Raw genomic sequence first — 6,917 nt, 5'->3', positions numbered from 1 at the left:
AACAACTTTCTTCTTAACTTCTTCAGGATAATGAACTTTTTTACCCATAAGAAAAACACCTCCAAGTGTAAGTAGTATTACAACTTTGAAGGTGTTTTATTAAGTCTCATTTTATTAGGTCACTCTATATAAAGGAGAGAGGGTTTTTATTATACAATCATCCACGGTTGATCTTAAGGAGGTAAGTCCCCTGAAAAGGTATACCTAGTCCAGTCCACTTGATCTATTCTAAAAGGAAATTGTTTAGAGAAGTCTACTAGGATTAGACTTGCAATTACAGCGTTAAAGAAGCAGTCTTGTGTCCAGGGAGTATTCAGGAGGAAAGATATAAGCATACAAAAAGAGCAGAGCTCCTTAGGAGTCCTGCTCTTTTTGTATGCTCAGTATTAGAAGATATCCATCCATACTTTGATTGTCGTCCCTAAGATCAATAGGGCAAGGACGGTTTGTAGAATCTTTGTGTTTACCTTCTTTCCAGCCATCGCGCCAAGGGGTGCAGCAATTAAACTGGCTACAACCATGATGGCTGCTGGGAAGTATTCAACCTGACCTGTCGTCACTTTTCCGACTGTCGCTCCGATGGATGAAATCAACGTAATAGCAAGAGATGATGCGATCGTCATCCGTGTCGGGATCTTAAGCACAACAAGCATGATCGGTACCAATAAGAAAGCTCCTGCGGCACCCACAATCCCTGCTCCTATTCCTACAATCAGTGCGAGAATGGCAGCTAGAGGTTTGTTAAAGGTGACTTCATCCAATGGCTTGTCATCAATACCTTTTTTCGGTACGAACATCATAACGGTCGCAATTAAAGCAAGAACACCGTAAACAATATTAATGCCGTCTTCAGCCATGAACCTTGATCCATAACCACCTATGAAGCTACCGATCAAAATACTGACACCCATATATAAAATGAGCTCTTTGTTCAGGAAACCGCCTTTACGGTAGGCCCAAACACCACCGATGGTCGCGAAAAAGACCTGCACGGCACTGATGCCGGATACTTCATGGGCGGTGAAGGCTGTAAAACCAACAAGCGGCGGTATATAAAGCAGCATTGGATATTTGATGATGGAACCCCCGATGCCGAGCATTCCGGATATATAAGATCCTATGAAGCCGATAAGAAAGATCGTGATGATTAATCCGAATTCCATAGTCTGTTTACCTCCTATAAAAAAGGGAACCGTCCTAGGTTCCCTTTATTCCATAATGTTCTTCAGGTGATTCCTGATTATTCGCCCTTTTTAATCCAGAACTTGAATACACCGTTATCTTCTTCTGTTTGTAGAAGTTCGTGACCTCCGGACTTCGCCCATGCAGTCAAATCTGCCTTTGCACCTTGATCTGTTGCGTGGATTTCAAGTACTTCTCCAGCTTCGATGTCCTTCATTGCTTTCTTTGTTTTCACAATTGGCATTGGGCAAGCTAGTCCTGTTGCATCAAGTGTTTTTGTTACGTTCATAATTAAATACCTCCAAATGTTTATTAATTGATTGTAGGGGAGCCTGGATTCGCAGGCTCATGAGTTTTTATCTTACAGCACAACGGTTCGGGCCGATTTCCATTTCACGCTGTTCTTCATTGTCCGGGCTGATTTTACCCATGTTTGTTTCACGGATCTCTTGATAAGCATTCGGTTGAGGTGGCAAGTTTTCTGTCACCATTTTTCTAAACTCATCTTGATCATCGATGTTCAATCCGTGGTTCTTTTCAAATAGAGTTCCCAGTTTTTCTGCAACAGTACCGTCTTCGTTCAACTCATCCATAATCATGAAGTGAGCTGGAAGGACGATCAGTTCGTCAGAAAGCTCTTTATAACGTGTATAAAGGGTCTCTCTCAGGTCCATAACCCAGTCATCTGCTTTTCCAGCAAGGTCTGGACGTCCGATAGAGTCGATGAAAAGAATATCGCCTGTCATCAAGTATTGATCATCCACGACGAAAGAAGTAGATCCTTTTGTGTGGCCAGGAGAATACAACGCATGAATATCGATGTTTGTATTTCCTACAGTGACATGGTCTCCATCACGAAGGGGTTGGTAATCGAATGTCACTTCACCAGCATCTTCTGGAGGGAGCCAGTACGTGGCACCTGTTTGTTCTGCAATCTTGCGTCCACCAGAAATGTGATCGGCATGCAAGTGCGTATCAAAAACGTTTGTGATTTTTACACCTAGTTCTTTAGCGAAATCAACATACACATCTGTCATTCTTGTAGAGTCAATGATTGCTGCTTCCCCGTTAGATACAACCATGTAGGAAAGGCAGCCTTTACCGATACGTACGAACTGATAAAGCTCGCCGCCATCTTTCAGGTCATTGACTTTGATCGGCTCCAAGTGCTCACTCCAGGCTTTCATTCCGCCTTCTACGGAGTAAACATTTTCGAATCCTTCTTCTACAAGCATTTCAGCAACCATTTGAGAAGAACCGCCTTTGGCACAAACGACAGCAATTTCTTTATCTTTTGGCAGCTGATCTGCGATTTCTTCGACACCATCAAGGAGATCGAAATAAGGAACGTTCAAGTAAGAAAAGTTTTCTCCTTCGATTTTCCAGTCTTGGTACGCATCTTCTGTTCGAACATCAAGAAGAAATAGCTCTTCATTATTCAACACTTTATTAGTAATTTCTTTTACCGTCATGTTTTTAACAGTCATCTTATTACCTCCTAGGGTATTAATTTTAATAAAAAAATATAGAATTAAAGCTTTGTCGTTTCTCCATTCCAGTCACTCATGCCTGGAACGACATTGTAAACATTCTCGAAACCTTTTTCTGTCAGTTTCTGTGCAGCAAGGTCACTTCGGCTTCCTGTACGGCAGACGATATAAACGTTCTTCGTACGATCCAGTTCGTCTGCACGTTCCTCAAGTTCACCAAGTGGAATAGATGTTGCTTCAGGGATATGCTCAAAACCATATTCAGCAGATTCGCGCACATCTAAGACAAGGACGTCATCGTTTTTGCGAAGTGCATCTAAGTTTTCATTGTTTACAACATTCGGGTGTTTTTTCTCCTGCTCTTCTTCACCGCTTGATTTGCGGACATAGTGCTTGAGTACGTCTCCCTCTTCGATCGTACCCAAGTACTGATGGCCTGCACTTTTCGCCCATGCTTCAAGGTCTGCTTTAGACCCTTTATCTGTTGCTTGAATCTCAAGGACTTGACCAGCTTCGATGTCTTTCATTGTTTTTTTTGTCTTCACAATCGGCATCGGACATGCTAATCCTTTGGCATCTAACGTAAGATCTGTTTTCAATTCCATTCTTACATTCCTCCTCTACCCTTGCAGGTGTATTGTTCATTTATTTATTTAGTAGGACCTTCCCAGCTCATCATGCCGCCTTCCATGTTCGTCACATCAAATCCTTTTTCGTCTAGGATCTGTGATGCACGACCGCTGCGACCGCCAGAACGGCAAACCATAATATAAGATTTATCCTTATCCAATTCACTTGCACGCTCTTCGACAGTACCTAGAGCGATGTGTTTCGCACCAGGAATCATTCCTTCAGCTACTTCTTCGTCTTCGCGTACATCGATAATGTTCAGTTCTTTACCTTCAGATAGTTGTTGTTCTACTTCTTTTGCTGTCATTGTTTTCATAAATGATACCTCCTAATTAGATAAACAGGTTAACGTTGCCATCTTCTGCATCCGCTAGATATGCAGCAACGCCTGCGTATTGAATGTCATCAAGCAATTCTTCTTTTTGCAATCCTAGAAGATCCATTGTCATCGTACATGCCACCAAGTTGATTTCCTGTTCTTGAGCCATTTCAATAAGATCCGGCAATGGCATCGCATTATGCTTTTTCATGACGTCTTTAATCATCTTAGGACCGAAACCAGCGAAATTCATTTTGGAAATGCCCATCTTGTCTGCTCCACGCGGCATCATTTTGCCGAACATTTTCTCCATGAAGCCTTTCTTCACTTGGATATTTTCATCCTTACGTAGAGCATTCAGCCCCCAGAATGTGTGGAAAATCGTAACTTCGTGATCATAAGCGGCTGCTCCGTTCGCTATGATATAAGCAGCCATTGCTTTATCATAATCCCCGCTGAATAAAATAATATTCGTCTTTTTTGTCTCAGACATATTTTCTTCCTCCTAATAATATATAGTTATACGTGTATGGGTATAATTCATTGTAAAAAAATTTATCTGCTTTTGACAAGCAATTGAACAGCTTCATTGATCGAAGCTTCTTTGTTTTCCTGATCGTCAGCGTCCTGGATGCACTCCACAAGGTTGGAGCTTACCACGAGCCCGATCGCACGGTCAATCGCACTTCTGGAAGCGGAAAGCTGCGTAATGACATCTTTGCAGTCTTTATTTTCTTCCATCATTTTCAGAACGCCTCGTAACTGACCTTCAAGACGTTTCATTCTGTTCTTCATTGCGTCATTGTATTCCATCGAATTGACCTCCCTTGTGAAGTTTTTTTCTGTCGCTGTTGAACAGTACATGACTAATAATATACCCCACAAGGTATAATGTCAACACCCCGACACGTATTTTTTTTGGATAATGGATCACTACCCGTGCAAAGCTAAACCAGAGGTGATCGATATGGATATGTGGATGGATACACTAAAAGTGATAGGAAGGATCCTGACAATCTTGCCATTACTTCTAGGGGTAGGGTTATTTATGGGCAAAAGGTCGATTGGAGAATTGCCGGTATTCGACTTTTTAGTTGTGCTCGTATTGGGCTCTGTAGTCGGGGCAGATATTGCCGATCCAAAAATTGACCATATCCATACCGTGACGGCTATTATTTTCATCGCACTTCTACAAAAATTCATCGTTTGGCTCAAGTTGAGAAACAGGAAGATAGGGAAGGTCCTGACGTTTGAGCCGACTATCGTTGTATTTGATGGGGAAATGATTGAAGAGAATATCTCACGCATCCAATATTCTCTGGATAACATTACACACATGCTCAGAGAACAGAATGTTTTTGAGCTCGACAGTGTCGAACTGGGTATCATTGAACCGAATGGCCAATTATCCGTCAAACTGAAAAACGCGAAAGAAGCGGTGACCCGGGAAGATATGGGCCTTCCGTATAGGGGCGGGGGTTATGACATCCCTCTCATTTTGGATGGTCAACTTCAACAAGATCTTTTAAATCGAGCAGGGCGTGACATGGAGTGGTTACATACCTGTCTGGGTACCTATGATGTCTCTGATATCTTTTATGGTGCGCTTACCAGTCAGGGGGAATTTCACTTTTCATTAAAAGGGAAAAAAATTGAGGCTTTACCTCCCATTGAACATTGATGGGTTTTTGATAAGGAAGTTAAACGTTGTACGTGAAATAAAGAAGAATAACTGTCAATTAAAGTGTAAAGAGCCGCTAAAGTTAGCGGCTCTTTTATATAATTATACGCTTTGATCCATGCATTTCTTCAATCTTTCTTCAATATCACTGGCCATCTCTTGAATGTTGTCATCCTCAACCATCTGAGTTAAGGAAGTCGGCTTGGGCATACCGATTTTCGTCTTATTTCCATCTTCATAGACCACCATTTTACAAGGAAGGAAATAACCAGCCATGACGTTTTCATTTAACACACGTTGCGCTTCTTTAGGATTACAGACTTCCAGGACTTTAAATTCTTTTTCAAATTCCAGTCCTTTTTCATGAAGCTTATCTTTGATGTCAAAGTTCCATAACACGCCAAACTTCGCTTCCTTCAGATTGGCCTCAAGACTTTCAATCGCTTCATCCAAACCTTTGTCCGTTTCCACCGTATAGTGAAACATGAAATACCTCCTTGAAAATTAGTTCTCCTTATCCATACCCATTAAGGTATAAAAGTAATCATCTGAATGATGGGTTCCTGTAAGAGGTCTCTTTTTAGGAAAAGATGAATTCATGATCATAGAATATGAAATTAAGCCGAACCTCCACAGGTGCCTTTTGAATTGTGTATGGAACTTCCTTATATTAAAATAGGTACATTAGAGAGAGGACGTGAATCACATGACAAGAGACATCAAATTGATTGCTTTGGATTTAGATGGAACCACCGTCAATCATGAAGGCGAAGTATCCGAGGCCAACGCAGCAGCTATAAAAAAAGCCAAGGAAAAAGGCATCCACGTTGTATTAAGTACTGGAAGGTCTTTATCTCGGTGCCGTAACATCGCTGAAGACCTCGGCCGCTCTTCCTATATTGTAACAATCAATGGTGGGGAGATTTATGACCATGAATTTAAACTCGTAGAACAAAATAGGCTCGAACATAAACATGTGGAACGTCTATGGGAATTGAAAAAAGAACATGACCTTTATTTTTGGTCCTCGACCGTGCAGGGCTTGTACAACACCCAGAACCCATTCGACCAAGAGATTGTAGACTACGATTGGTTGAAGTTCGGCTTTGATATACAAGATGACGAAGTAAGACAAGCCATTCTCGACGAAGTCAATGCAAATCAAGACTTGGAAGTAACCAACTCCAGTCCGACAAACATTGAAATCAACCCTGAAGGTGTAAATAAAGCAGCAGCCCTGATGAAAGTTTGCCAGTGGCTTGATTTAGAAATGGATCAAGTGATGGCGGTTGGCGACAGTATGAACGATATCGCGATGATTCGCGAAGCAGGGTTCGGTGTCGCTATGGGCAATGCCCAGGAGCCGGTGAAAAAAGCCGCAGACTTTGTAACAGCGTCCAACAAAGAAGATGGCGTCGCCTTTGCCATTGAAAAAGTTATAGACTAACACCCAAAAACCAGCCCAATACAGGCTGGTTTTTTGCATCAATTATTCAACTGAAACTCCTACTTTACTATCCATTTTTCGCGCCGTAATGGTTAGTGGCAGTACTAGAGTGTGTCGAAATGCTTCTAAATACATAAAAATGTAAGCGTTTTCTGTTTGTGGCAGGAA

General features: G+C 41.7%; 10 protein-coding genes. 2 read left to right on the top strand and 8 right to left on the bottom strand.

The annotated features are described in order from the left end of the window. Window positions 1-386: 386 nt before the first annotated feature. The 7 genes from GLV98_RS09660 to GLV98_RS09630 form a co-directional block, all read right to left on the bottom strand. Complete coding sequence (locus tag GLV98_RS09660) at window positions 387-1,163, bottom strand: sulfite exporter TauE/SafE family protein (RefSeq protein WP_160910647.1); 777 nt, start codon at window positions 1,161-1,163, stop codon at window positions 387-389. A gap of 77 nt (window positions 1,164-1,240) precedes the next feature. Continuing rightward, on the bottom strand, window positions 1,241-1,471 hold the full coding sequence (locus tag GLV98_RS09655) for a sulfurtransferase TusA family protein (protein WP_089654675.1): 231 nt from the start codon (window positions 1,469-1,471) through the stop codon (window positions 1,241-1,243). 67 nt (window positions 1,472-1,538) lie between these two features. Continuing rightward, window positions 1,539-2,669, bottom strand: a complete 1,131-nt coding sequence (locus tag GLV98_RS09650) for an MBL fold metallo-hydrolase (RefSeq protein ID WP_160914430.1) — start codon at window positions 2,667-2,669, stop codon at window positions 1,539-1,541. A 44-nt stretch (window positions 2,670-2,713) separates the two neighbouring features. Continuing rightward, complete coding sequence (locus tag GLV98_RS09645) at window positions 2,714-3,277, bottom strand: sulfurtransferase TusA family protein (RefSeq protein WP_160914428.1); 564 nt, start codon at window positions 3,275-3,277, stop codon at window positions 2,714-2,716. Between the two features lie 44 nt (window positions 3,278-3,321). After that, a complete protein-coding gene (locus tag GLV98_RS09640) occupies window positions 3,322-3,618 on the bottom strand; it encodes a rhodanese-like domain-containing protein (RefSeq protein ID WP_160914425.1) in 297 nt (98 codons plus the stop codon). Between the two features lie 16 nt (window positions 3,619-3,634). Further along, the gene (locus tag GLV98_RS09635) at window positions 3,635-4,114 is read right to left on the bottom strand and encodes a DsrE/DsrF/DrsH-like family protein (protein ID WP_160914423.1); all 480 of its coding nucleotides are present in this window, start codon (window positions 4,112-4,114) and stop codon (window positions 3,635-3,637) included. A 62-nt stretch (window positions 4,115-4,176) separates the two neighbouring features. Further along, window positions 4,177-4,434 (bottom strand): metal-sensitive transcriptional regulator, encoded by a 258-nt coding sequence (locus tag GLV98_RS09630; protein WP_160914421.1) that lies wholly within the window; start codon window positions 4,432-4,434, stop codon window positions 4,177-4,179. Between the two features lie 154 nt (window positions 4,435-4,588). Here GLV98_RS09630 and GLV98_RS09625 point away from each other — a divergent pair, with 154 nt between their 5' ends. Beyond that, a complete protein-coding gene (locus GLV98_RS09625; protein ID WP_237417079.1) occupies window positions 4,589-5,302 on the top strand; it encodes a DUF421 domain-containing protein in 714 nt (237 codons plus the stop codon). Between the two features lie 102 nt (window positions 5,303-5,404). Here the strand turns inward: GLV98_RS09625 and GLV98_RS09620 are convergent, their stop codons facing one another. Beyond that, window positions 5,405-5,788, bottom strand: coding sequence for a DUF302 domain-containing protein (locus GLV98_RS09620; RefSeq protein WP_160914419.1), 384 nt, complete (start codon window positions 5,786-5,788; stop codon window positions 5,405-5,407). A 220-nt stretch (window positions 5,789-6,008) separates the two neighbouring features. On the opposite strand from GLV98_RS09620, the gene GLV98_RS09615 reads away from it, so the two are divergent. Beyond that, the gene (locus tag GLV98_RS09615) at window positions 6,009-6,749 is read left to right on the top strand and encodes a Cof-type HAD-IIB family hydrolase (protein ID WP_160914417.1); all 741 of its coding nucleotides are present in this window, start codon (window positions 6,009-6,011) and stop codon (window positions 6,747-6,749) included. The last annotated feature ends 168 nt before the right edge of the window (window positions 6,750-6,917 follow it).

The organism is Halobacillus litoralis, assembly GCF_009856415.1.
Taxonomy (GTDB): Bacteria; Bacillota; Bacilli; order Bacillales; family Halobacillaceae; genus Halobacillus; species Halobacillus litoralis_C.
Note: the sequence above shows the minus strand (reverse complement) of the source record. Positions and strands in the feature narration are given on the sequence as shown.

Excerpts from the sequence above, each read along its gene's own strand:
- GLV98_RS09660 (WP_160910647.1), bottom strand. The coding sequence starts at position 1,163 with ATGGAATTCGGATTAATCATCACGATCTTTCTTATCGGCTTCATAGGA.
- GLV98_RS09655 (WP_089654675.1), bottom strand. The coding sequence starts at position 1,471 with ATGAACGTAACAAAAACACTTGATGCAACAGGACTAGCTTGCCCAATG.
- GLV98_RS09650 (WP_160914430.1), bottom strand. The coding sequence starts at position 2,669 with ATGACTGTTAAAAACATGACGGTAAAAGAAATTACTAATAAAGTGTTG.
- GLV98_RS09645 (WP_160914428.1), bottom strand. The coding sequence starts at position 3,277 with ATGGAATTGAAAACAGATCTTACGTTAGATGCCAAAGGATTAGCATGT.
- GLV98_RS09640 (WP_160914425.1), bottom strand. The coding sequence starts at position 3,618 with ATGAAAACAATGACAGCAAAAGAAGTAGAACAACAACTATCTGAAGGT.
- GLV98_RS09635 (WP_160914423.1), bottom strand. The coding sequence starts at position 4,114 with ATGTCTGAGACAAAAAAGACGAATATTATTTTATTCAGCGGGGATTAT.
- GLV98_RS09630 (WP_160914421.1), bottom strand. The coding sequence starts at position 4,434 with ATGGAATACAATGACGCAATGAAGAACAGAATGAAACGTCTTGAAGGT.
- GLV98_RS09625 (WP_237417079.1), top strand. The coding sequence starts at position 4,589 with ATGGATATGTGGATGGATACACTAAAAGTGATAGGAAGGATCCTGACA.
- GLV98_RS09620 (WP_160914419.1), bottom strand. The coding sequence starts at position 5,788 with ATGTTTCACTATACGGTGGAAACGGACAAAGGTTTGGATGAAGCGATT.
- GLV98_RS09615 (WP_160914417.1), top strand. The coding sequence starts at position 6,009 with ATGACAAGAGACATCAAATTGATTGCTTTGGATTTAGATGGAACCACC.